This is a genomic window from Mucilaginibacter phyllosphaerae (assembly GCF_004378255.1).
GTDB lineage: Bacteria > Bacteroidota > Bacteroidia > Sphingobacteriales > Sphingobacteriaceae > Mucilaginibacter > Mucilaginibacter phyllosphaerae.
Genome location: NZ_SNQG01000002.1, coordinates 502018 through 528291 on the forward strand (window position 1 = coordinate 502018; position 26274 = coordinate 528291).

16 protein-coding genes are annotated in these 26274 nt (G+C 44.1%); 7 read left to right on the forward strand and 9 right to left on the reverse strand.

Translation table 11 applies throughout. The features are described 5' to 3' along the window. Positions 1 to 19: 19 nt before the first annotated feature. Positions 20 to 2272 carry a translocation and assembly module lipoprotein TamL gene (tamL, locus tag E2R65_RS07100; RefSeq protein ID WP_134335784.1) on the reverse strand — a complete coding sequence of 751 codons (2253 nt, stop codon included), beginning with the start codon at positions 2270 to 2272 and terminating at the stop codon, positions 20 to 22. Next, positions 2269 to 7386 carry a translocation/assembly module TamB domain-containing protein gene (locus E2R65_RS07105; protein ID WP_134335785.1) on the reverse strand — a complete coding sequence of 1706 codons (5118 nt, stop codon included), beginning with the start codon at positions 7384 to 7386 and terminating at the stop codon, positions 2269 to 2271. The genes tamL and E2R65_RS07105 overlap by 4 nt, the downstream gene beginning before the upstream one ends. Before the next feature lie 273 nt (positions 7387 to 7659). On the opposite strand from E2R65_RS07105, the gene dnaE reads away from it, so the two are divergent. Further along, positions 7660 to 11250: a DNA polymerase III subunit alpha gene (dnaE, locus tag E2R65_RS07110; protein WP_134335786.1), complete on the forward strand. Its 3591-nt coding sequence runs from the start codon at positions 7660 to 7662 to the stop codon at positions 11248 to 11250. Between the two features lie 146 nt (positions 11251 to 11396). Here the strand turns inward: dnaE and E2R65_RS07115 are convergent, their stop codons facing one another. Beyond that, a complete protein-coding gene (locus tag E2R65_RS07115; protein WP_134335787.1) occupies positions 11397 to 12368 on the reverse strand; it encodes a cellulase family glycosylhydrolase in 972 nt (323 codons plus the stop codon). A 440-nt stretch (positions 12369 to 12808) separates the two neighbouring features. Here E2R65_RS07115 and trxA point away from each other — a divergent pair, with 440 nt between their 5' ends. Next, the gene (trxA, locus tag E2R65_RS07120; RefSeq protein WP_134335788.1) at positions 12809 to 13129 is read left to right on the forward strand and encodes a thioredoxin; all 321 of its coding nucleotides are present in this window, start codon (positions 12809 to 12811) and stop codon (positions 13127 to 13129) included. 111 nt (positions 13130 to 13240) lie between these two features. On the opposite strand, the gene E2R65_RS07125 is transcribed toward trxA, so the two are convergent. From E2R65_RS07125 to E2R65_RS07135, 3 genes are all read right to left on the reverse strand, one after another. Then, on the reverse strand, positions 13241 to 13939 hold the full coding sequence (locus tag E2R65_RS07125) for a head GIN domain-containing protein (RefSeq protein ID WP_134335789.1): 699 nt from the start codon (positions 13937 to 13939) through the stop codon (positions 13241 to 13243). Between the two features lie 234 nt (positions 13940 to 14173). Next, positions 14174 to 15838: a M1 family metallopeptidase gene (locus tag E2R65_RS07130; protein WP_134335790.1), complete on the reverse strand. Its 1665-nt coding sequence runs from the start codon at positions 15836 to 15838 to the stop codon at positions 14174 to 14176. A 711-nt stretch (positions 15839 to 16549) separates the two neighbouring features. Then, entirely contained in the window at positions 16550 to 18412 is a 1863-nt protein-coding gene (locus E2R65_RS07135; RefSeq protein WP_134335791.1) for a CocE/NonD family hydrolase, read from the reverse strand. Positions 18413 to 19027: 615 nt separating this feature from the next. On the opposite strand from E2R65_RS07135, the gene E2R65_RS07140 reads away from it, so the two are divergent. The 5 genes from E2R65_RS07140 to E2R65_RS07160 all read left to right on the forward strand — a co-directional run bounded on the left by E2R65_RS07140 (position 19028) and on the right by E2R65_RS07160 (position 23732). Beyond that, complete coding sequence (locus E2R65_RS07140; RefSeq protein WP_134335792.1) at positions 19028 to 19492, forward strand: hypothetical protein; 465 nt, start codon at positions 19028 to 19030, stop codon at positions 19490 to 19492. A gap of 134 nt (positions 19493 to 19626) precedes the next feature. After that, on the forward strand, positions 19627 to 20403 hold the full coding sequence (locus E2R65_RS07145; protein ID WP_240043112.1) for a helix-turn-helix domain-containing protein: 777 nt from the start codon (positions 19627 to 19629) through the stop codon (positions 20401 to 20403). Between the two features lie 137 nt (positions 20404 to 20540). After that, positions 20541 to 21596, forward strand: coding sequence for an alpha/beta hydrolase (locus E2R65_RS07150; protein ID WP_134335794.1), 1056 nt, complete (start codon positions 20541 to 20543; stop codon positions 21594 to 21596). A 177-nt stretch (positions 21597 to 21773) separates the two neighbouring features. After that, entirely contained in the window at positions 21774 to 23177 is a 1404-nt protein-coding gene (gene lpdA / locus E2R65_RS07155) for a dihydrolipoyl dehydrogenase (protein WP_134335795.1), read from the forward strand. A 114-nt stretch (positions 23178 to 23291) separates the two neighbouring features. Continuing rightward, positions 23292 to 23732 carry a sterol desaturase family protein gene (locus tag E2R65_RS07160; RefSeq protein ID WP_134335796.1) on the forward strand — a complete coding sequence of 147 codons (441 nt, stop codon included), beginning with the start codon at positions 23292 to 23294 and terminating at the stop codon, positions 23730 to 23732. On the opposite strand, the gene E2R65_RS07165 is transcribed toward E2R65_RS07160, so the two are convergent. The 3 genes from E2R65_RS07165 to E2R65_RS07175 all read right to left on the reverse strand — a co-directional run bounded on the left by E2R65_RS07165 (position 23722) and on the right by E2R65_RS07175 (position 25792). After that, a complete protein-coding gene (locus E2R65_RS07165; protein WP_134335797.1) occupies positions 23722 to 24144 on the reverse strand; it encodes a putative toxin-antitoxin system toxin component, PIN family in 423 nt (140 codons plus the stop codon). The genes E2R65_RS07160 and E2R65_RS07165 overlap by 11 nt on opposite strands. Continuing rightward, positions 24134 to 24346: a hypothetical protein gene (locus tag E2R65_RS07170; protein ID WP_134335798.1), complete on the reverse strand. Its 213-nt coding sequence runs from the start codon at positions 24344 to 24346 to the stop codon at positions 24134 to 24136. The genes E2R65_RS07165 and E2R65_RS07170 overlap by 11 nt, the downstream gene beginning before the upstream one ends. A gap of 123 nt (positions 24347 to 24469) precedes the next feature. Further along, the gene (locus E2R65_RS07175) at positions 24470 to 25792 is read right to left on the reverse strand and encodes a sugar MFS transporter (RefSeq protein ID WP_134335799.1); all 1323 of its coding nucleotides are present in this window, start codon (positions 25790 to 25792) and stop codon (positions 24470 to 24472) included. Positions 25793 to 26274 lie beyond the last annotated feature (482 nt).

Below are 26274 nucleotides of genomic sequence, written 5' to 3' on the forward strand. Positions count from 1 at the left end.
CAAAATAAATAAACTACTATTAAAACGGGTAACCGATAGCAATGTTAAAAATGGCATTTTTAAAGCTCGGGGTGATAGATCTGGTACCGCCGGCAGGTGTATATGGTTTAATAAGCGGGAAACCCAAATCGGTACGTAACACCAGTATCGAAGCATCAAACCTTAAACCAAAGCCCGCATCTACTGCCATCTGGGTTAAAAAATTGGGGCCAAAAGTACCGCCCGGCTGGTGCGGTTTAGCGTTCCAGATGTTACCGGCATCGGCAAACAAAGCACCGTAAACAATGCTGAACAGCTTTTGGCGCAACTCTATGTTAGCTTCCAGTTTAATGTCACCGCTTTGGTCGGCAATAAAACCGTTACCGCTTAATGGGGTAGGGTCAACCGTGCCCGGGCCAATCGAGCGTGGCCTGAAGCCCCTTAAACTATTAGGCCCACCAATAAAAAACTGCTGGTTATAGGGTAAAATGGTAGAGTTGCCGTAAGGTAAACCCACACCTGCCAGTAAACGCGTGGCAATTTTGGTATTGGCACTCAGTTTATGGAAAAGCCTAATCTCGCTCTCTGCTTTAATATACTGATTGAAAATTGTACCGAACAAAGTTTTTGCCTTGCCGCCAAGCGTATCTGCACCGCTTAATAAACCATAAAGATTATTTGATAAACTTAGTTTACCTCGAAAGTAAAGGCTGTTGGTGCGGTAATCTTCGGTAGTATTATCATAAGTGTATGCATAGCTTGGGCCCAAAGTAAATTGTGGGTCAATTACGTGTTTAAGTGATGGATTTGAGGATTTTTTAATACTATCTGTATAAAGCTGTTGTACGTTACGGGGCTTAACAAACATAGCTTCCAGTATATTTAACTCGTGCAGTTTATGCTCATCGCTTTTAAACTGGTAACCGAATGACCCGTTGAAGGAGTTTAACGAATACAGCTTTTCTCTTACTACAGAGGTATAGCCTAATGTTAAAACCGTACGGGGGATATAAGCATTGGATGATTTGATATTGAATGGGATCAGCCGCGGCCACGACAGGCTGGTTTGTACACCATATTGGTAAACGTTAAAGCCATTATTTTGGCCACCTACCTGTATATCTGTGCTACCAAATAAGGTAACGGTAAGCAATTCACCGCCTTTAAAGGCATTTCTGTTTCGCCAGCTTAAATTTAATTGCGTACCGGTATAGTTGGCCGATGTGGTACGGCCAATAATCTCTGCCTGTAAAGATTTGCGCTTGTATGGGGTTAAAAAGTAGTAAATATCCAGCTTGGGCGAATCGGGGGTTACATCTTCAAACTTGGTTTTTACATATCTGTAGGGGCCCAAATTAATAAACCTGTTCAACGAGTTATTGTGTATGGTGCGGCTGTAAGCATCATTCGGGTGCAGTAAAACAGTATTGGCAAAAAGATAAGGCCTTACGGTTTTTCTGGGGTCGATAATATTATACCAGCGGTAGGGGGCCGCCTGGTCTAACTTTAGCGAGGTATCTCTTAACGAATAGTTTGGATACACATAAATATTACGCACGGTATAAATTTCGCGTGCCCTGTCCGGCGTTTCAGGTTTTATCCTTACCGTCATATCCACCTGGTGGTTTTCAATGGTACTGTCAACCCTTACGATCAGCTGCTCGGGCGCAAAGTAAAAAAAGCCTTCTTCCTTTAAACGGGTATCTATGCGGATGCGTTCGTTTTTGATCACATCCAGATTATATTTGTCACCTTTTTTAAGCAGGGTTTGTTTCATGGTACCTTTAACGGCGGTATCCAGGCTGTTATCTGTAGCACCCGGAAATGTGATGTTACGGATGGTATATGACGGGCCGGGTAACGCAGTAAATACCGCTTTGGCAGTTTTTTCTTTACCAATGGTATCACCGCTTACGGTAGCCTGAAAATAGCTGATGTTCTGCAACCGGTTTTGCATGATCTCGCTGTTTTTGGCCAGGTTTACCTGGCTAACCAATACCGGTGGCTCGCCATACTTACTCAGGAATTTTTGAATGAAGCCTTTACGGGCTTTAGTTTTGTAGTACAGCCACAGCTTTATCCTCATGCCCAGTAAAGACGAGTTGGGCTTTGGCCTGATATAGGTTTTAAGTTCAGAACTTAAGGCTTTAGCATCGCCTTTGGATATCACTTTATCATCAACTTTAACAGTGCCGCCGGTATATAGCTTTTGGCCGGGGGCAAGGTATTTAGTAGTGCTGCAGGCATTTAACAATACCGCAAGTAACAATAAATATATTATACGTTTGATCATAAAGTTGTGGTCTGGGTCTTGGTTCTTTCCTCTTTTTCTTTTTGCTGCGACGCTTTTTCCTGTTCTTCTTTCCGCTTTTGCTCTTCCCGGTAGCGTTTACGCATGGCTTTTTCTTCTTCGGTACGTTTGCGGAAGATCTCGCGGAAGCGGTTATAGTCTACCGTTAGCGCAAAACCAACGCCGGTTTCCACTATCTGGCCCTGTATCACCACAAATTCGTCTTTACGGTATGCGCGCAGGGTGTAGCGGCCGTCTTTACTCAGTTTGTAATTAACCGATACGTTACCCGCAATGTTTGATGTTTTTTGCCCGGCCTGTGCACCTTCGATATTAAAGTTATTGCCTACGCTAACGGTCAGCCTGTCGTTCAGGAATCGTTTGGAGAGCCCTATATTCAGGTCTGTCCGGTTGGTTGCCGTGCCGGATGAATAATCTTCGCCGGATGTAACGCCAAAGTTAAGGTCTACCCCGGTTATCAGGTCGCCGGCCAGGTTATTCAGCTGATCGGTAAGCAAGCCGCTTACGCTGTTACGGATAGCGCCTTCCACACCTGCATTACCGCCCTGGCTTTGCAGCGGGTTATCGCCAATAAAGTGGCCCAGTACTAAAACGCCCAGTACCTGTTTGTTCAGTTCGTTAGGATCCTGCCTAACCTGGGCAAGGCGCGCTTCAACGGTGTTAGTTACTTCGGCAGCCACGTTATAGTTACTATCCGGCAGGGTAATATCAAAACTGATGTTTGGTTTAAGCAGTTCGTTCCGTAAGTTCAGGTTCACGTTAAACGGCAGCTTTTGCTTGTACTGGGTAGAGTTTTGATCGGTAAGCTGGTTAGCAACCAGGTCTATCGGTGGTACATTGGCTACGTAAATAGCGGTAAGATCTATATTAGCACTGGTAGGGTCGCCTGTCCAGGTGATGGTGCTACCTTGTTTAAAGTTGAATTTACGCGATACCGTGGCATAGGATAAGTTGTACGAGCCCTGGTTTACTATATAGGTACCGGTAAGGCTGGTTTTGCCGCTTGGGTCTATGCCACCGCTTAAATGTGCCTCGCCTTTCAGGTGTACAACATCGCCGTTACGTTCATCAACTACAATGGTAAAGTTGGCATTCTTATCGATATTTACAGTGGCGTTTACATCCAGGCCGGTAATTTCTGATTGTTTCAACGAGTCCAGCTGTTTTGCCAGCAATATCGAATCCATTTTCGGTGCGCTGGCATCATAAAATTCTACCACGCCTTTGCGGTCTTCCACACCCGGGTCTGCAGTTGGCAGTACAAAGGTCATATCTGTTTTTTCGTTTACGGTGAGGGTTGCATCCACAACCGGCTTGGCCATGTCGCCCCGTATTTTAATATTGGCATCCATAAACAGCTTGCCATAAAATAATTGGTTATCTGCCTTGGTAGAATTGATCATCCTGAAATTATCTGCACGGATGTTCATGCCGAATTTAAAATCGGTGTAGGTTTTAGTATAGATAGATCCTGTGATAATTGCTTTGCTGTTGGTAGAATCCACCAGCGTGAAATCGTTAAAACGGATCCCCTCGTCATTAAACGTAATACTTTCCTGCGGCATAGTAAAGTAAGAGTTAAGCATAGATACGTTAAAGCCTACCTTGTTAAAGTTTATATTACCCCTGATGGCCGGTGCAGCCGTTGTGCCGGTTATTTTTAACTGGCCGGTAATGTCTCCGGTAGCGTTGCGGATAGAGCCAAAGCTGAAGCCCTGGATGCTTTGCATGCTTAGTTTAACAATATTCAGGTTCATATCAAACCTGCTGGATGGTGATGTGTAATAAAAGCCGTTCAGATCTACCTGGTTACCACGGCCGGTAATGCTCATTTCGGCTGCATAGGCATTTGCGGTTTGGTTATTTACCTTTACAGCTATGTTACCCACGGTGTCGCCTCTAAAGCTAAAATCGCTTACGTTGATAGCCGAGGTAAATACCGGCGATTTCTGGAAATTGCTAACCACCGCATTACCGTTAATAGTGCCGCCTATAAGTAAAGAATCCTGTTTGGCCAGTTTGGTTAGTGTTTCTATCTTAAAGTTTTTAAAATCAACAGTGATGGGGGAATTCATACCGCCCGAACTATTGGCACTAAGCACCTGGTTGCTGTTTGTAATGGCAAAGTTGCGGGCAAGGATACCTTTAGTGCCAAATTGCAGGGCATTGTCTGCACTAACCGACCACGGGGTATAATCAAGCAGCAAGCCGTTTTGCAGAAAACTGAACTGGTATTCGCCGGGGAGGGCGCTAAATTCGCCGGCTATGCGGTAACGTTCCTTTCTTAATTTATCGCGTACCTGCAGGTTAATGCCCAGCTTATTGTTTTGGGCCGCCCCTGTAACACTTGGGAACAACAGATCGAGCGAAGAACCTACTTTGATCTCGTCGACAGTTAAGGCATAGTTAAGCGAATTATTGCCTGTATTAATGGCCAGTTTAAAATTGTTAACCGTATTGGTGCCATAAATAATACGTGGCGAAGAGCCGTTAACAACCAACTCGCCGGCCTCACTGTTAAACCGACCGTTAAATATAACAGGGTCAAGCTGTTTCAGGTCGGGGGCAAATTTGCTAACCAACGGCGTTTTAACAAATCGGGCATCAAACGTAAAATGCTGCGGCGAGTATTTAACCTTTGGCCCGGCTTTAGTGCCTGCTGCCAAATTCATATCGTAATATTTGTTGATCACATCCTGTATGGCGGGTGCAATTTGGGTTAGCTTGTATTTACCTGCCATGTGCGCATAAAACATAGGTGTTTTTAAACGCAGGGTGCTGCTGTCGGCAGTGGCGGTTGAGATGAGGTTTACGCTATCTAATGCAATACGGTCGCCCTTATTAACTACCAGCAGGTCGGTTGCCAGTATGTTGGCGTTCAGATAATCCGGGTCGGCAGTTGGTACATCGGCAACTATCTTGCCGTGAAAACGCATGGGGTCTTTACTGAAATTCAGTTTTTGCAGATCAATACTATCCACCAAAAGCGTTGCGTTAACCGATGGATACTTTTTATTCATGTTAGCCTTTGCATCCAGCGTAAAGTTGATGTTAGGGTCTTTCATCCGGGCTTTGGCTACGTAGGCACCGTTGCGGGCAGTACCATTCATTATCAGATTGCGGTAGGTGTAACCCTTAACATTAGCGCTTGTAACATCGCCGTTAAATTTAAGGCTGGCGGTTTTAGGGTCGAGCCCGGTACCGCTGATGTTAGCACGCATGGTTACAAAGCCAACCATCTGTGGTTGTTTGGTTAATGCACCCACATTCAGGTTGTTGGCTTTGATATTGGCTGTATAGGTTTCGCTGCCTTTATGTTTGCCGCTCTTCATGGCTGCTACCAGGTCAACCGCGCCATAGCTGCTGCGCAGGGCCATGTTGGTATTAAAGGTTTTGATGCCCCCTTTAAAAGTGCCTTTCAGGTTCATGTTTTCCGGAATGCTCACATTTGGCGGAATGGTGCCTTTCGGAACCAGGCGGGCAATATCATTACGTGTAGTACGGAAATCGTTTATATTAAGGTCAAAATAAGCTTTTTCTACATCGGGCATCCCGCGCATACTGGCAGAAGCTTTAACATAGGTATTACCAAAACCGCTTATCTCGATATTAGGGATACGTAGGTTATCAACCGTACCGTTAACCCTGCCATTTATTTTAATAATAGCGTTTGGCGATGATTTAAACGGCTCCATAGATGCCATTGCCGGCATCAGCAATAGTACATCGCGTAGGCCTAACCTGCTGCCATCTAAATTGGCGTTGATGCTGAGTTTGCCCAGGTTTTTGGTTAACGATTCTATAGACGGATAGCCCACCTGCAGATCTTTTTGAATAACAGATGTGGGTGTTTCTACCAGCAGGTTCTTGAGGTAAGCGTTTTTAGGGCCATAGAAAAATGCCGTGTGGAACTTATTGATCTTTAAACCGCTTTTTTCTGCAAACGTGAATGCATTTACTTTACCTGATAAGCTATCCGGCGTGTAAGAAAGGTCCTGAACATCGGCATTCAGGTTTTTAATGTTCATGTGCGCAAAATCTAACCCGCGGGCAATTGGCTTTTGCGCATCGTTATCAAATTTAATATTATCGTTAGTTAAGGTGATCTTACCCAAGCTGGCTGTCCACCCTTTAGCCTGTGTGGCAGAGGTAAGGGTGTCTATCTTTTTAATGGTTTTATCTACAGCTTTGGCTACAGTAGTTGGTTTGGCAAAGGTTAAGCCCGCATCGGTGTTATCTAATACAATGGATTTAACGCCTACATGCTGGTTTTTCATGTCTATCTTATCCATGTTCACCACAAACTTGCCCAAGTTTACCTTGGCGGCCATTTCGGTACTTTTGTAATCTACCTTAACCTTATCTACGTTTATTTCGCCCAGGCTCAGGTCCATGTTTAATGGCTTGGTGGCCGTATCAATTGTTGCGGCTTGTTGGATAGAAGAACCTGCAGGGGTTTGAAGGATCTTTGCATTTACCCCGCTCAAATTAATTTTAGGGATAGTGAATTTCATCTTATCCAAATCAAAATCTGTAATGCGGGTATCAAAATGGCCCAGCAAAAATTTAACATCGTTGCCGGTACTTGCGTCTTTATACTTGATATTGATCCTGTCCAGTATGATCTTATCTACCGAAAATTTCATGGTAGAAGTGGTGTCCTCGGGCTTAACTTCTTTTTTCTGCTCGCCTGCAAAGGCCTTAATAATGTAATCGAAATTAAAAAGGCTATCCGGCCCGCGGCTAACATTGGCGGTAATACCCTCCAGATTTATTTCGTTGATCTCTACTTTGTTTTTAAGTAGTTTCATCAGCGTAATATCTACCTTCAGTTTGTCGCCGGCTATCAGGGTATCTTTCTTTTGGTCTTCAAAATAAACATCCTCAAGCACAAGCAATTTGGGCAGGCCCAGGCTAATGTGGCCTATCTCTACTTTGGTGTGGATCTTGTTTTGCAGAAAGGTAACAGCCTTGTCCTTCGCAAAATTTTGCACGGCAGGTACCTGTATTAAAATAACCACAAGTAACACCAAAAATATGATGCTTGCAATTATCCAAAGTATTGTTTTAAGAGCTATACGTCCAAATCGTTCCAAATTTGTAGAGGTTAAGGGTTACAACTTATAGTTTTATGATAAACTATCATTTTAGCCTATTTATACTAACGAAGTAACACTTTTTGGCGCAGTATTGTTTTTTCTTATTAGGAAAAACGGCTTTAAATTAGTCTTGTTTACTTGATGTAATACAAAATTTACAAATTGTTTTATTTGACAATCCCGCAACCATAACTTATTAACATTGCTACGCTCCAACTTTGTTTTTTAATAAATTTGTAATCCACCGGATTAGTTGATACAGATTTTACCATGCCCGAATTTTCGCACTTACACGTACATACCCAATTTTCGTTACTTGACGGCGCCGCTGATATATCCAAGTTATATAAAAAGGCAGCTGCTGACGGGATGAAGGCCCTGGCTATTACCGACCATGGTAACATGTTTGGTGCTTTTAAATTTGTGGCCGAGGCCGGTAAACATAATGTAAAACCTATTGTAGGCTGCGAGTTTTATGTGGTTGATGACCGGCACATTAAACAGTTTACCAAAGAGAAAAAGGATAAGCGTTACCACCAGTTGATGCTGGCCAAAAACGCCGAGGGCTATAAAAACCTGATAAAGCTATGCTCGTTAGGTTATATGGAAGGGCTTTACAGTAAATGGCCGCGTATAGATAAAGAACTAATTCTAAAATATCATAAAGGTATTATAGCTACCACTTGCTGCCTGGGCGCATCGGTGCCGCAGGCAATTTTACGGGATGGCGAGGCCGCCGCCGAAATTGAATTTAAATGGTGGCTGGACCTTTTTGGTGAGGATTTCTATATAGAAATGCAGCGCCATGATATCCCCGAGCAAAACACGGTAAATGCGGTGCTGATGAAGTTTGCCAAAAAGTATAATGTAAAATTTATCTGTTCTAACGATTCGCACTATGTAGACCAGCAGGATAGTAACGCGCACGATATTTTGCTGTGTGTAAACACCGGCGATTTGCAAAGCACCCCCATAGCTACCGATGAAGAAGGTGGTAAAGGTTACCGTTTTGGCTTTACTAACGACCAGTTTTACTTTAAAACGCAGGCGGAAATGGGCAAGCTGTTCCATGACATCCCTGAGTCGTTAGATAATACGCAGGAGATTGTTGACAAGGTAGATGTGCTTAAACTAAAGCGCGATATTCTACTGCCTAACTACGTTATCCCGCCGGAATTTAAGATCCACAGTGACATGACGCCCGATGCAGATACCCTTAACCAATGGGAATATCTGAAACACCTTACCTTTATGGGTGCCAAAGAGCGTTACAAAGATATCAGCCCCGAGGCGGAAGAACGTATCAACTTCGAGCTGTTCACCATCCGTACCATGGGGTTTGCGGGGTACTTTTTGATCGTGGCCGATTTTATACGGGCTGGCCGAGATATGGGGGTATTTATAGGCCCGGGCCGTGGTTCGGCTGCGGGATCTGTAGTGGCTTATTGTACGGGTATCACCAATATCGATCCGCTAAAGTATAACCTGCTGTTTGAGCGTTTCCTGAACCCCGACAGGAAGAGCATGCCCGATATCGATACGGATTTTGACGACGCCGGCCGCCAGAAGGTGATTGATTACGTGGTTGATAAATATGGTAAAAACCAGGTAGCGCAGATCATTACCTATGGCTCTATGGCTGCCCGTACCAGCATTCAGGATGTGGGCCGTGTGTTGGATATGCCTTTATCTGATGTAAATGCCATGAAAAAGCTGGTGCCCGATACACTGGGCATCAATTTGAAAACGGCTATTGAGCAGGTGCCCGAGCTGCAAACCATCTACAAGTCTACCGATTTGAAAGGCGTGGTACTGCGCGAGGCCGAAAAGCTGGAAGGATCTGTACGTAATACGGGTGTGCATGCCGCGGGTATCATTATTGCCCCGTACGATCTGACAGAAATTGTACCTGTTGCTACGGCAAAGGATTCGGACCTGTTGGTCACCCAGTACGATGGGCGCGTAATTGAGGATGCCGGCGTTATAAAAATGGACTTTTTGGGCCTAAAAACGCTCACTATTATTAAGGATGCCCTGCGCTTGATCAAGCAAAACCATGATGTACATATCGATATAGATTACATCCCGCTGGATGATTTGCAAACTTATGAGCTTTACCAGCGCGGCGATACCAACGGTACCTTCCAGTTTGAAAGTGATGGGATGCAAATGTACCTGCGCGATCTTAAACCCGATAAGTTTGAGGACTTAATCGCCATGAATGCCCTGTACCGCCCTGGCCCGATAGAGTATATCCCTAACTTTATTAAACGTAAGCACGGGTTAGAGCCTATTGTGTTTGACCTTGCCGACATGGAAGAATACCTGGGCGAAACCTATGGTATTACCGTGTACCAGGAGCAGGTGATGCTTCTATCGCAAAAGCTGGCGGGCTTTAGTAAAGGTGATGCCGACGTTTTGCGTAAGGCAATGGGTAAAAAGCAGATAGAGGTACTGAATAAAATGGAAGCCCAGTTTATGGATGGGGCCATAGCCAAAGGCCACCCCAAAGATAAGCTGACTAAAATATGGACCGACTGGAAAGCCTTTGCACAGTACGCGTTCAATAAATCGCACTCTACCTGTTATGCTTTTGTGGCTTACCAAACGGCCTATTTAAAAGCACATTACCCGGCAGAATATATGGCAGCGGTTTTGAACAACCAAAACAACATGGAGAAGATAACCTTTTTTATGGAGGAATGCCGCCGCATGGGTGTTGAGGTTTTAGGGCCGGATATTAATGAAAGCGATATGGCCTTTACCGCTAACAAAAAGGGCGTTATCCGCTTTGGGATGGCCGGAGTGAAGGGTGTAGGCGAAAAAGCGGTAGAAAGTATTATTGAGGAACGTAAAGAACGCGGGCCTTATAAAACCGTTTATGATTTTGCACAGCGCTCCAACACGCGTTCGGTTAATCGTAAGGCTTATGAAAACTTGGTTTATGGCGGTGCTTTTGACGGGTTTGGATTAAACCGTGCGCAATTCTTTGCCAAAACGGAAAACGGTATTTTAAGCGGGGTAGAACGCCTGATAAAATATGGTAACGATTATCAGAATACGCAAAACAGCTCGCAATCTTCGCTGTTCGGCAGTTCGGTAGCTTCTTACATACCCGAACCTGCCATGCCCGATGCAGAGGAATGGCCGTTGATAGAGAAGCTGAAGTACGAAAAGGAAGTGATAGGTATTTACCTTACCGGCCACCCGCTCGATAATTTTAAGCTGGAAATGGAAAGGTATTGCAATACTACCATTTCCGAACTGAAAGATATCCAGAAGGCACGTTCGGGCGAGGGAGGAGAGGAGGTGATGAATAACCTGGCTAACCTGCGTAAACGCGGCGAGATCCGCATTGGGGGATTAGTAGCCAACGTTCAGCATAAAATGACCAAGATGGGGAAACCGTTCGGTACCTTTGTGCTGGAGGATTACAACGAATCTTACGAGTTTGCATTTTTTGGCGAGGACTATGTGAAATTCCGCAATATGATGGTAGATGGGTATTTTCTGCATATTAAGGGAACCATAGAAGAGAAATTTCGCCAGAAAGATAACTGGGACCTGCGCATTACCGTAATGGACCTGTTATCTGAAATGCGCGACAAACTTACCAAATCCATCATCGTTAGCCTTGACCTGAAAGCGGTTAACACGCAGTTGGTAGAGCGGCTGGAGCAGATCATCAGTACCAATAACGAGCAATATCCAACAAAAAACTGTTCGTTGAAATTTAAGGTAAAATGTGGTGAAGAATTGATGCAGGTAGATCTGTTATCCAAAACACACAAAGTAAGCCCAAGTGATGAACTGATGGCCGAGATCTTGAACTTGACGAACGCACCGGCGATGCTGGTGTAAGAGTAGTGCAACTTATTGAGTATTTAGTCAATTACTGTTCTGGATATTTTATTTCATTTCCACAGCATGGTAAAGCTAAGTATTTAATGTGTTACCATAAAAATGCCGCCTAAACGATTCGTTTAGGCGGCATTAAGTAGTACTGCTTACAGTTTAGCGTAAACGGTATTAAAATAAGCGTTTGTTGTAAACGATGTGGCGGTAGGGTTGGTTGCCCATGATGGGTTTACCATATTAAGATTATTGCCATCCCCATTCCAGCACCAGGATAAAACTGTCCACCCTTTTGATTTTGCATAATCAACGCAGCCCGACCAGTCGCAGCTGCCGGATCCGGTACCAAATTCACCAACTATAACAGGTTTACCCGTGTTTGATAAGTCGTCCAGATCAGATTTCTGAAAAGTACGGCCGCGGCCCTGGTTGTAATTACCCGGATAAATATGGGTAGACAGGATGATCTTGGCATCCGTGATTTTAGGGCTGCTTGTTTTAATGGCATTGTAAGCAGTAAGCGTTTCCTGCCCGTAACCGGGGATATCAATAATGATATTGCCGCTGTAAACCTGGCGTACAACTGCTATGGCCTGGTTATAATAACTGGCATAGGTGGATGCGCTGATATTGTGGCTGCCCCACTCATTACACAAGTTAATGGTAAACCCGCCGCCCAGGGTGTTATAATTGTTTTTCCACCAGTTAGCAGCGGTAAGCAGGTCGTTCAGATTGTCAGATCCGCCAAAATTATGATACGTACAGATGATGGATGTGTAGCCGTTACTTTTTGCCTGAGTGATCCAGCCTTTGGCTGTGCTTGTGCTTACCCGGCTTGGGTCTATCTCAATTCTAAGGGTTTTTATCTTGGTTTGCTGCTTCATAAGCGACCACCCAAAATTTGGATTGCCATTGTTATAATAAGAGGGCTGCAGGTTGGTTCCGTTCCCAAAACCTGCGGTTGATTCAACAGATACACGATTACGATCCGTAGCGTTGCTATCTTCATTTTCTGGTGGGCTAACATTGTCTTTACGGCAACTGTTTAATAGGGTTGCAGCAAAAACTGCGCATATGTAGGCTGCAATCCGCAAACCATGTTTGGGGTTAAAGTTTGTTTTCATTTTTTTTAAGTTAAAATTGGTAAATGGTGATTTATCTGCGCGTTAACATCCTGCAGTTTGCTAATTGGCTGATAATATTAAGTTTATGTATAATCAAATATATAATAAGTGATATATAATTATGTAATACAATTTTATCATTTCATAATAGTTAATATGTAGTTATGAAATTGCATATTAGTCAAATCTGCGGAATGTTAATATTCTTTTAACCTTGGCATATCTGTTTTAAGCATAATTTGTGTGTATTTGGTGTAATTGGCTTACAAATGCACCTCTAAGCTTATATGCACTAAAAATAATTTCGTGTGATTAATAATATAATGCGTTTGTAATTAGGCAGATGTTGATAATATAATTGTCACATTGTCATGCAGCTACTTGTGGCAAGCTATTTGAATAGTATATATTTGTACATCAAAATTTAAATAATAGAAATCATGGCTTTAGAAATAACGGATGCAAACTTCGAAGAACTTGTTCTTAAATCAGATAAACCTGTACTGGTAGACTTTTGGGCAGAATGGTGTGGCCCTTGTAGAATGGTAGGCCCTGTTGTAGAAGAGATTGCTAAAGAATACGACGGCAAAGCCGTTGTAGGTAAAGTAAATGTAGACAATAACCCGGGTATATCAACCAAGTACGGCATCCGTAACATCCCGGCTTTGTTATACTTTAAAGGCGGCGAAATTGTTGACAAACAAATTGGTGCTGTACCAAAATCAGTACTTGCCGGTAAATTAGATACACAATTAGCATAACGCTGACCTATATAAAAAAGGAAAAGGCTTCGGGATTTCCGAAGCCTTTTTTGTGGGGCAAAAATCGCCCTTAAACTACTTTTTTTCGCCCTTTTTTCACCCTGAAAGGGTTTACATCCTGCTCACACTGCCACTGCCTGCTTTTGAGCTGGAAACGTTTTTGGCAGCGCCGGTATAACGTACATCGCCCGAGCCTACTACCGAAGCATCGATCTTATCATTGGCATTAACAGTTGCATCGCCCGAACCCGCAACCTTAACCTGGGTGTTAACGGTCACTAAATTTTCACCGGTAAAATCGCCCGAACCCACTACGCTAACCACAGAGTTATCTGCACGGCCGGATAAGGTGATATCGCCCGAACCACCGATGCTGCTTTCCAGGTTTTTAACCTCAACCTTGCCGCTGATATCGCCCGAGCCGGTTAACTTGATCTTTAATGAAGGTGCACGTAAACCATCCTTAAATACCACATCGCCCGAGCCGGCAAGGCTAACCGATTTGATATCTTTAATAGATACATAAATAATCATTTTTTTGTTGCCGGTGTTCCAGTTCCAGTTGGTGCCTTCTTTGGTATAGATCCTTAATACACCACCCTGCACTTCGGTTAAGATCTTATCGATAACGTTTGCAGGGGCATCCACCTTTACAGATTCTGTGGAACCCTGGGTAATAAATACGTCGTACGAGCCGGCAACGCTAACGGCATTAAAGCCGGTAAGATGGCGGTCCTGGGTATCGGCTTTGGCTAAGGCGGTGGCAGCTATCATTACAGTAGCCATTAAAAATGTTTTTAGTGTTTTCATGATGGGTTTATTATATAGTGTTTGTTTAGTTATTAGACGCCACCTTATAGGGGTTAGTTGCATGAAATATAAAATAAATTAAAAACGTTATTGCGGGGGGTTAAGGCCATCTCCCGACTTGTTATGCCGCTTTGCATGTGAAGAGATTGCTTCGTACCTCAATGACGTGGTGGTATATAAGCAAGGCCTTTCCAAAAAGAAAGGCCTTGCTTATTATATGGAAATATGTATCTCTTAATCCATCAACACACCTATATAATAATTAAAGGTATCTACCTCTATGTTATCTTTAGTTGCGCCTTCTATATTAAGCGGCATAAAGCGTGTTTTTGGGGTGATGAACTGGTACTCGCCGCCCTTTAAACGGACTTTTACCGGCATGTTAAACGCCCTTTCGTCAGCTATCCATCTCACCATTAATTTGCCGCTTATGGTCATAAATTCTAATGTTGGGATGTTGGCGTGCCTCAGGTACTGGTCAAAAACCGGGGTTAGGTTTTTGCCACTTTGCTCATTAATGTAACCTACTATCTGCTCTGTGGTAACGGTTTGGTGATAAAACGTTTTGTTTAGCCCGCGCAGGATGCCGCGCCATTTTTCATCATCATTGATGATGGTACGGACCATATTGAGCAGGTTGCCGCCTTTGTAATACATATCTCCCGATCCTTCCTTATTTACATTGTACGGGCCGATGATGGGGCCGTCATTTTGGATACCCAGGCGGGTGCCGTGCACATATTCCTGCCCGGCCTGTTTGCCCCAGTTATCTTCTATGAATAAGGACTCGCTGTAATTGGTGAAACTCTCGTGGATCCACATATCTGCCAGATCTTTAGAGGTGATGTTGTTGGCGAACCACTCGTGCCCGCTTTCATGTATGACAATAAAGTCCCATTTTAAGCCCCAGCCCGTGCCGGATAAGTCGCGGCCCAGGTAACCGTTTTGGTAATGGTTGCCATAGGCCGTACCGCTTTGGTGTTCCATACCCAGGTGATGGGTCTCTACCAGTTTGTAGCCATCTTCATAAAAAGGGTAGGGGCCAAACCAGTGTTCAAAAGCTTTGATCATGGGTTTGGTATTAGCGCCCCATTGTTTTTTGGCTTTTTCCAGGTTATAGCTCAATGGCCAAAAATCGAGGGTTAGCTTGCCTTTTTCGCCCATGTAGGTATCGGTATAATGTACATAGTCGCCAATGTTGGCTTCGATGTTGTAGTTGTTGATGGGGTTAGCCACAAACCAATCGAAACGGGTGTAACCATCCTTTAGTTTGGTAACCTTGCGCAGGCGGCCGTTACTTACATCCTTTAAACCGTTAGGTACGCTGATGCTGATGAGGGCGCTATCCACCTCATCGGCCTGGTGGTCTTTAGTGGGCCACCACACGCTGGCACCCATACCCTGGCAGGCGGTAGATACCCATTTATGCCCCAACGAATCTACATTGTATTCCACACCACCATCCCAGGGGGCGCGTTTGGCAATGGTTGGGTTGCCCGAGTAAAATACCGTAAACTCATCCTTGCTGCCGTTTTTTATCGTTTGCGGGAAGGTTACAAACACTGCGTTAAACTCGCGGGTGTAAGGCACTTCCTTACCTTTATAAACTACCTTTTCAACTTTCATGTTCGAAAACAGATCGAACTGCAGTTTGGTAAAATCCTGCGTGGCGGTATATTTAAAAAGCACATTACCGCTAATGAATTTATTATCAATATCAAACTTCACATCCAGGTGATAGTAATTGATATCGTAACAGGTACGCAAGGGCGTAAGCATGCCCCGCAGGGTATCCGCACGGGTGAAAGTTTCCTTATGGTTGCCGAGCTGGGCCTTAGCAGCGGATGATATTAATCCTGCTAAGAGGATAATGACGTATATTGATCTTTTAATTTTCATATTATAATTATTTACCTAATCTAATTTGCTGCCCTTTATTGCCTTACCAAGTCTTCGACAAGCCCAGACTGACATACAAGCTTAGACTAACATATTGTTTTAGCTTGTCATGGTGAGCCTGTCGAACCATTAGCCGCTTTACTAAGTCTTCGACAAGCTCAGACTGACATACAAGCTCAGACTAACATATTGTTTAGCTTGTCATGGTGAGCCTGTCGAACCATTAGTCGCCTTACCAGGTCTTCGACAAGCTCAGACTAACATATTGTTTAGCTTGTCATGGTGAGCCTGTCGAACCATTAGCCGCTTTACTAAGTCTTCGACAAGCTCAGACTGACATACAGACTTAGACTAACATATTGTTTAGCTTGTCATGGTGAGCCTGTCGAACCATTAGTCGCCTTACCAGGTCTTCGACAAGCTCAGACTGACATACAGGTTCAGAATAACATATTGTTTAGCTTGTCATGGTGAGCCTGTCGAACCATTAGTCGCCTTACTAAGTCTTCGACAAGCTCAGACTGACATATAAGCTCAGACTGACATATTGTTTAGCTTGTCATGGTGAGCCTGTCGAACCATTAGCCGCTTTACTAAGTCTTCGACAAGCTCAGACTGACATACAAGCTCAGACTGACATACAGGTTCAGAATAACAACAAGCTTATCATCAAATAGCGCAACCAGTCACCATTCTCTAATCTCTTAAACCCTATTTCAATACCTCCACATCAATAAAGCTATCGTTAAACACCGTGTGGGTTGCTTTTTGATAATCGCTTGCTGCGGCTTTGTATGGGTTCTCTACAAATTTTTGCGGGTTACGCGCATACAGCGGGAACGAGGTGCTTTGTACCTGTATCATGATACGGTGGCCTTTTTTAAAGGTGTGCAGCACATCATTCAGGTGGAAGTTCACATCCGTTTTTTGGTTGGCTGTCATCGGCACAGCTTTCTCGAACCCATCGCGGAAACGTGCCGGCATAATCTGCGAACGCACCATTTGCCAGTAATTGCTCAGGATGATGTTTTTGTTGGGCATGTAGGGATTGTTTGGCTCATCCGGCGGGTAAACATCAATCAGTTTTACAATCCAGTCGGCATCAGTACCGGTGGTTGCCACTTTAAGGTTGGCCATAATTTCGCCGCCCAGGGTCATGTCATCAGCCAAAACATCCGTCTGGAAAACCAGCACATCTGTACGGCGGCCGGCAAAGCGCTGGTCTTCGCTCATGTAGTTATGCGGGGTAAAGCCCATAGTGGTGGTATTATCCTCGGTGTAAGGCACCGGTTTCAGCGGGTCGCTTACAAAGGTGGTGCTGCCTGTTGCAGCCGGTGCCGCATCTGCCAGTTTACCATCGCTGTTCAGGTAAAATTTTACATGTGTTGCCGCAGGCGAAGGCCATTTATCAAACTTGGCCCATTCGTTTTTGCCGGTATTAAACATATAGGCATCCGGCAGGCCGGAGTTTTTATCGCCGTTACCTTTCAAAAAGTGATCGAAGAATTTTTGCTCGATATTTTTTTGATAAAAGGTGGCAATGCTATCGCCAAAGTAAATGTTGCTGTGCATGGTGTGCCCCGTCTCGCGCGACCACCGGCCGTGCCCAAACGGCCCCATCACAATGGTATTGTAAGCGCTTGGGTCTTTCTTCTCAATGGTTTTATAAATCGCCAGCGGGCCGGTAAGGTCCTCGGCATCAAACCAGCCGCCAACCAGCATCACCGCAGGTTTTACCTTGTTATAGTGTTTAAGCAAACCGCGTTTTTGCCAAAACTCATCATAGCTGGGGTGATTAATGGTTTCCTGCCAAAAAAAGTTGTCTTTATAATATTTGTCGGCATTGCTCAACGGGCCCAGATCCAGCAGAAACTGGTAACCGTCCCTGGTGCCGGGGTTAAACATGGTATTTTGGTACCAGGCTTTGGTAGTGGTATCTGTTTTTTGAACGCCAAATACCGGGAAGGTGAAAAAATAACTTTCTATAAACGCGCCGTTATGATGGAAATCATCAAAAAAGAAATCGGAGATAGGGGCCTGCGGCGACGAAGCCTTTAAAGCCGGGTGGTTAGATAAAATGCCGGCGGCGGTATAAAAACCCGGGTAGCTGATGCCCCATTGCCCAACCTTGCCGTTATTGCCCGGCAGGTTCTTGATCAGCCAGTCGATGGTGTCGTAGGTATCAGATCCTTCATCCACATCTTTTTTGCTTTTTTTATTGTCGATAACCGGGGTCATGTTGGTCCAGGTGCCTTCGCTTTTGTAGCGGCCGCGCACATCCTGGTACACAAAAATAAAACCTTCCTGCATCATGTATTTTGATGGGCCGAGCTGGCCGGGGTATTTAGTTTCGCCGTAAGGGGCAATGCTGTAGCAGGTACGCTGCATCATAATGGGATATTTTTTATCCTTGGAGGCTTCATTAGGGGTGTAAACAGAGGTAAAGAGTTTTACCCCATCGCGCATGGTGATGTACACATCTTTTTTGGTATAATGCTCTTTAACGTAATTGCTTTGTGCAAAAGCGCCGAAGGCAGCAACCACAAGAAACAATAATGCGGAAAGTTTTTTCATGAGATCAGTTTTTTATTAGTGAGCGTAATTTACTAAGTAATTAAGAAATATACGAAGCGTGACCATACTGTTACAATAAAAGGGTAAGATATAGGTGTTATGGGGTAGTATATGGATGAGGCGGGATTTAAACGCACAGTGTCGCGGCAGTATTCATGGTATCGTAGAGGCGTGATACTTCCCGTCTCCTTGTAGATATGCCCCATGCGATTCCCTCCCCACGGGAGGGTGCAGGGAGGGGTTTCGGCATAAATCAGGGCGAACAAACCCCTCCCTGCCAAATCACACCCCTACGCACCCCTCCCCGGGGAGGGAATGTTAAGTTAGACGGGAATTATCGTGTCTCTATAAGATGGCATCGTAGAGGCGCGATACTTCGCGTCTCCTTGAGGTAAATTATCGCCAACCAGATAAAGACACGAAGTATCGTGTCTCTACATAAAGGCATTTTATGGAGGCACGATACTTCGCGTCTCTTTGCAGATAGATTATCGCTAACCGGATAAAGACACCAAGTATCGTGTCTTTACATGATGACATCGATAATTTAACGCATATCATAAACAATTTAGGGTAAGGGTGGTTACAAGGCTGACCATTGTTTATTCAAGATCTATGAAAAATAAATTTTACCTGTTGCCCATTTTGGTTTTAATGTTGTCGTGCAGTAAAAAGGACACCCCGCAGCCCCAGGTTGAAGGCCCTGTAACCGGCAGAATCTACACTTCCAACTTTACCGCGCAAAACGCTGTAGTGAAGAATGTAAATTTCAGCTATCAGAATTATAAGCCCGAAGATCTGTTTGCCATCTATTTATCGGCTAATAAGGGTGATGATTGCAGTGCAGATGTAAAGAATTTTTCGGTACGGTTAAGCGTACCAAAAAAGATAGGTAAATTTAGAGAGAACGATATCTATGTACTGATAGACGACCCCAATTCTGAAGAAGGCGCTTTATTTTCATCAGACAGCGTGATAGAGATCACTTCTATAACGGCTGATAAAGTTACCGGTACGGTTGATGCCAAATTGGAAAATAACTCGATCAAAGGCAGGTTCGAGGCAAAAATTTGCCAATAGCAAATGATGCATGCCCGGATTACCTGCTTGCTTCCTGCATGCCTTATTTAGTTTTTTGATAGGTTTGCAGCATGGCTGGTTTTAAACAATTCAACATAAAAAAATTCGGGTACCTAAATCTTGCTGCGGATAGTATGCCATCAACAGCAGATCATGGCCAGTATGTTAAAGTGCTGTATGTGAAGACAGGCGGGCAGGTAACGGTTGATTTTAAAGATTATGTACTTGAACACGACTCCGTTTTTTTTATAAACGAAGGCCAGTTTTTTAAGTTGAATGAAAGCTGCACAGGTACCATGCTTTATTATAACCGCGATTTTTACTGTGTGGAGATGCATGATAAAGAGGTGGCCTGCGATGGTATATTGTTCCGTAATGTTTATGAAATTCCGGTAGTATGGCTTAATAGTGATGCATCTGCTATGATGCAAAGCGTTTTTGCAGAAATAAAGCTGGAGATTGAAATAGGCGATAGCAGTGTAGAAGAAATGCTGCGTTTATTGCTTAAACAGATCATCATTCGCTCTACGCGGATCTGGAAACAGGAGCACCACATAGCCGGCGAGGATGCCCGGGCCGAAGTGGAGTTTTTGCGCACCTTCAGCAAAATGGTTGATGTGCATTACAGCAGGTGCCACACCGTTGCAGAATATGCCGATATGCTGAATATCACCCCCAAGGCTTTAAACAAACGTATTACCCGCTATAGCAGCGCCACACCCAACGAGATCATCAAGAACCGCATCATGCTGGAGGCAAAGCGCCTGCTTGCCCATACCCCTCTATCTGTAAAAGAGGTGGGCTATAAATTAGGCTACGATGACCCAAACTATTTTGTAAGGTTGTTTACCAGCCAGTCGGGCATTTCTCCGTTAAGTTTCAGGCAGCAATACCAGCTTTTACCTGCATAAATATTGTCTTGTATCCTTTGCAGGGGGTAAAAAGTGCTATACGTGTCTACAAACGTGCATTGAGTGGCCCTGGCCGGCGGCATACCTTTGCTGTGTTCAATAATCAAATCAAAAACACACAAACAATTACAACGCATATGAAAACTCCATCTACCTCTAAAAAATTATCTGCAGCCATTATTGCAACCCTGATAAGCGGTTCGTCTGTTGCACAAAATGTACAACCGGTTAACCCGGCTACCGATCCGCAGATAGAAAGCCATGTTAAGGCGTTTTTAAATGTGCTTAACTCGGGCAACGGCAAACCATTAGAACAGCTTTCGCCCAAAGATGCCCGTGCGGTGCTAACGGGCGCGCAAGAATCGGTAAAGTTTGACTATAGCGATATTACGGTTACCGAAAAAACCATCAAAGCCGATGGCCAGTCTATCGTATTAAATATTGTAAAGCCTGCAAATGCAACGGGTACGCTGCCGGTGTTTATGTTTTTCCACGGCGGTGGCTGGGTGCTGGGCGATTTCCCTACCCACCAGCGTTTGGTTCATGACCTGGTGATAGGTTCTGGCGCAGCCGCCATATTTGTAAATTATACCCCATCACCAGAGGCGCAATACCCAACAGCTATCAACCAGGCATATGCCGCTACTAAATACGTAGCAGAACACGGTGCCGAGTTTGGGGTAGATGGCAAGCGTTTGGCCGTTGCCGGTAACAGTGTAGGTGGTAACATGGCCGCGGTGGTATCCTTAATGGCTAAAGACAAAAAAGGCCCCGAAATTAAGCTGCAGGTTTTGTTATGGCCAGTTACCGATGCTAACTTCGAAACCCAATCATACAACCAGTTTGCAACAGGCCGTTTCCTGACCAAAAATATGATGAAATGGTTTTGGGATAATTATACAATCGATCCTGACAAACGAAAAGAGATCTACGCATCGCCTTTGCAGGCCACTACAGCACAATTAAAGGGTTTGCCAGCCGCACTGGTACAAACAGCAGAGAATGATGTACTGCGCGATGAAGGCGAAGCCTATGCCCGCAAGCTGGATGAAGCAGGCGTTAAAGTTACCCAGGTAAGGTATAACGGCATGATACATGATTGGGGCTTATTAAACCCGCTTGCTACCGTACCCGGCACCCAGGCAGCCATGCTGCAAGCCGCTACCGAGCTTAAAAAAGCGCTTGCCAAATAAGCCGTATAAAACCTTGTAAACAAAACGGGGGAATAGCTAAATGCTGTTCCCCGTTTTGTTGTTACCGGTGCAGCAAAGCATTTGGAGTGAGCCCGGCAGATACAAATTTTCAAAATCACATAAATCCGTTTAATCCCAATTCAAAATCCTTAACTTTGACCACCAAAATACACTACTATGCAATATGATGTGATCGTTATAGGTTCGGGTCCGGGTGGTTATGTAGCCGCAATACGCTGTGCCCAACTGGGGTTAAAAACCGCAATTATCGAAAAATATAACACCCTTGGCGGTACGTGCTTAAATGTGGGCTGTATCCCGTCTAAAGCGCTGCTGGATTCGTCCGAACATTACCATAACGCTGCGCATACCTTCACCACGCATGGTATCAAGCTGGATAACCTGGGCATCGATTTTGGCCAGATGATCAAACGCAAGCAGGAAGTGGTTGATGCCAATACCAGTGGTATCACCTACCTGATGAAGAAAAACAAGATAGACGTACATGTAGGTGTAGGTTCTTTTAAAGATAAAAATACTATCATCGTAACCAAAGATGACGGCACCGCTGCCGAACTGACCACCGAAAAGGTGATCATCGCCACAGGGTCTAAACCATCAAGCCTGCCTTTCCTGCAAATAGATAAAAAACGCATCATTACTTCTACCGAAGCTTTAAAGCTATCCGAAGTGCCCAAGCACCTGATATTGATAGGCGGTGGTGTTATCGGTTTAGAGCTGGGATCAGTTTATGCACGTTTGGGCGCCAAAGTATCTGTAATTGAATTTATGGACGGTATTATCCCAACGATGGATAAAGCCCTGGGCCGCGAATTGCAAAAGGTGCTGAAAAAGATAGGCATGGAGTTTTACCTTAACCACAAGGTTACCGGCGCAACCGTCAAAGGCAAAGAAGTTACCGTTACTTTTGACAATGCAAAAGGCGAAAAGCAGGAACTTAAAGGCGACTACTGTATGGTAGCCGTTGGCCGAGTAGCCTATACCGATGGTTTAGGCCTGGATAAAATAGGCATCACTGTTGAAGAGCGCGGACGTAAGATAACGGTTGACGAGCACCTGGAAACCAGCGTTAAAGGTGTTTACGCTATAGGCGATGTAATTAAAGGTGCCATGCTGGCCCACAAGGCAGAGGATGAAGGTACTTTTGTTGCCGAACTGATTGCAGGCCAAAAACCGCACATCAACTATAACCTGATACCGGGTGTGGTTTACACCTGGCCGGAAGTTGCCGCGGTAGGTTTTACCGAAGAGCAGCTGAAAGAAGCCGGTACCAAATACAAGGTAGGCTCGTTCCCGTTCAAAGCAAGCGGTCGTGCCCGTGCCAGCGGCGATCTGGACGGCTTTGTGAAGGTATTGGCCGATGCTACAACCGACGAGATCTTAGGTGTACATATGATAGGCCCGCGTGCTGCGGATATGATAGCCGAAGCCGTTATTGCCATGGAGTTCCGTGCATCTGCAGAGGATGTAACCCGCGCCAGCCATGCCCACCCAACCTATACAGAAGCCATGAGGGAAGCCTGTTTAGCGGCGACGGAGAACAGGGCGATACATATTTAAGAGATAGTTTCAGCTGGCAGTAGGCAGGTTACATGGATTTGAACAATATCGAACACCGAATGTTGAATTTCCAATGATGAAGGTGCCAACTGCCAACTTAATACTGCCAACTAAATGAATATCTTGATAAACGCAGGGATTGTTTTACTCACTATAGCTGTAATGGAACTCGCGTCCTGGGCGATGCATAAATACCTTTTTCACGGGCCGCTTTGGTTTATCCACAAAACGCACCACCAGCAGCGCCATGGCTGGTTTGAGTTGAACGATCTGTTTAGTATCGGCTTTGCTGCGCTGGCCCTATGGCTGATGTGGGCCGGGCATGTTACTTTAGATTACCGCTTTTGGATAGGTACCGGCATTAGTGCCTATGGTACTATTTATTTCATCTTTCATGATTGGTTTATCCATAACCGGTTTAAAGCCTTTAAAAGCAACAACCGCTACCTGATGGGCATCCGCCGCGCACACAAGATCCACCATAAATCAACAGAGAAAAACCCATCGGAAGAGTTTGGATTGTTGATTGCGAATAAGAAGTGGTTTAAGAGGTAATGAATTCTTTAAAGAAATTAGAAATGGTGATAATCCTTGTTTTTCCCTGAGGATTCAACTCTAACAAATCGGCATCCCCGGTTATCAGATAGTCGGCATTACCGTCTACCGCTAACGAAAGTAGAAAATTATCTTTTTTATCACGGCAGATGTTGATAATTGTAGTTACGGCAATAAATTCAGCATAACTATCAATAACCTCTGTCAATGCGGTTATATCCTTTTTTGAAAAGTATTTTTCGAATTTTTGGCGTTGGGTTACCTCAATAAATTCGGATAATAGTTCTGTGCTGAACATCAACTTAACCCTGCCGGAAAAAAGGAGGGAACTTAAAGCAGAATAGTCTTTTCTGATTAGAAAGCTGATCCAAAGATTAGTATCCAGAATAATATGGGCAGGTTTATTTTGCATAACGCCCGGCACGCACTGCTTCTACTTCTTTTGTTATTTCATCCAGCGTTGGTGCCTGGTCGCTTTTAGCGCGTAAGCTATTTAATAAATCTTCAAAGCCATTTTTAGGACTATCCTGAATAGAGATCAGGTTCATGTCGGCCAAATCATTTAATAATTTTAAAGCTTTGGGGTTTATGATATTGATTTTTAGTGTGTCCATACACAAATATAATCAAAGGCAAACAACAATTATTTAATAAAAATTATTGTTGTTTGCCTTTGATTATAAGGTGCTTTAATAAATTGTTAGCATACTTAAAAAATTATAGCGGCAATATGATCGTTAAACTGTTATTGTTTTGTTTACTACTACCGCTTTCCCTGCTTTATAACCGGCAAGGGCATAATACAAAATAAACAGGTAGATGGGCACCAGTATCCAGTAAGAGATCTGTGACGCTTCGGCCAGGCCGGCAGTTTTTTTGGTCATGTCTACCAGCAGGCCGTATATTGGCGGGAACACAGCCGCACCTGCAATACCCATTACCAGTAACGATGAGCCTATTTTGGTGAACCTGCCCAGGCCTGCCAAAGCTAATGGCCAAAGTGCAGGCCACATTAACGAATTGGCTAAACCTAACAGTGCAATACAGGCTATGGATACGTATTTAGGGGTAAACAAAGCAATAATAGTTAAAACAGCGCCCAATATGGCCGAATAAACCAGGGCCTTTTGCTGCGAGATATATTTGGGGATGAACAGGATACCCGCTATGTAACCGATAACCATACAGGCCAGCGTACCCGATGCAAAATATTTGGAGGTAGACAGCGGGATATCGTGCGCGCCGCCGTAACCGATGATAGAGTCGCCGGCTATAACTTCTGCACCAACGTAAACAAACAGGGCAACCACGCCTAATATTAAATGCGGAAACTGGGTAATACTGGTTTTGTTGGAGTTTGCTGCGGCTACTGCTTCGTCCTCTTTATCAGTATCAATTTCGGGCAGGCCCGAAAAATAGATCAGTACGGCCAGAATAACCAGTACCACTACAATAATTACATAAGGCAGTATCACCCTTGCGGCAAGTTCGTTTAGTTCGGCTATTTTTTGTGCTGCGTTAAGGCTTGTAAGCTTTTCGGTAAAACCGTCAATATCTTTTAGTACTACTGCACCCAAAGCAAGCGGGGCCAGTACACCGGCGCATTTATTAAAAATACCCATAATGCTGATGCGCTTTGCAGCGCTTTCTGGCGGGCCCAATATTGTAATGTATGGGTTTGATGCGGATTGCAATACCGCCAGGCCGCTGCCCTGTACAAACAGGCCAATTAAAAACACACCGTAGGTTCGGGTTAGGGCCGCAGGGATAAAAAGCAGTGCGCCTGCTGCAATTAATATTAAACCAACCGACATGCCATTCTTAAAGCCAAATATATTTAGCAGCCATGCCGATGGTTTGGCCATTAATAAATAAGCTATATAAAATGCGCTGGTAACAAAATAGGATTGGAAGGTATTCAGCTCGCAGGCTATTTTGAGGTACGGAATAAGTACGGAATTAAGCCAGGTAACAAAACCAAATATAAAAAACAGCACGCCTATAATTAATGTAGGCCCGAGGGTTGATTTTGATTGTGGAATTGTTGCTGAAGCTGCCATTTTCTATTTAAATTATCTGTTTAAGTCTTTGAAGTTTCTAAAATAATTTAAAAAGTTTAAAAAATGATATTATTCCGCATTTATTTTTGAAATTACTGATAAATAAACGCTTGCACATTAAAAATATGAGAATTATTCAATAAAATCAATCATCTTATTGATTTATATTATCATTACCTGTTTGGTGAATTACGTGAGTTCGAAGAGATACGCTTACTAAAGCCTTCTGCAAAGTAGAAAGGTTTAAGGAAAGGAAAACAAGACGACTTTGCCAGGCAAGTCCTCTTCTTTGGAGAGGATTTAGGTAAGGTTTTAACGGATGTTTATCATAAGCATTGTTAAATCATACTCATATACCGACTCACTTTAATTACACTACTGATGATGATCCCTGTTTTAACTTATCATCATCTTTAACATTATAAATACATTTAATACAGATGTGATAAAGGCCCGCTTATCATCCAAAATAAAATTCCGAA